Source organism: uncultured Jannaschia sp. (assembly GCF_947494055.1).
Lineage (GTDB): Bacteria > Pseudomonadota > Alphaproteobacteria > Rhodobacterales > Rhodobacteraceae > Jannaschia.
This window is the reverse complement of the sequence record NZ_CANLTR010000253.1, coordinates 1-232: the sequence shown is the minus strand read 5'-3', so window position 1 is coordinate 232 and position 232 is coordinate 1. Positions and strand designations below refer to the sequence as shown.

Here is a 232-nt window from a genome sequence, read left to right as displayed (position 1 = left end):
GGCCTGGCGCACCCGGCCTCTCGGCCAGATCACGTACCTGGTTCTCGATGCCCGGTACGAGAAGGTGCGTCAGGGCGTGGGCGGCGCCGAGACCGGACTGGCGGACCCGCGGGTTCAAGCCGAAGAGCTCACCAATTTCTGCGGAGAGCTGAACTGGTCGATGCTGCCGATCGCCGCCATCAGTCCTGCCGCCACGGCCAGATTGACTCCGGTGCTGGTCAGCAGCCGTCGG

1 protein-coding gene is annotated in these 232 nt (G+C 67.7%); it reads left to right on the top strand.

The genetic code is table 11. The features are described from left to right. A partial coding sequence (locus Q1A87_RS24060; protein ID WP_299657460.1) for a hypothetical protein occupies positions 1-232 on the top strand: 232 nt, incomplete at both ends.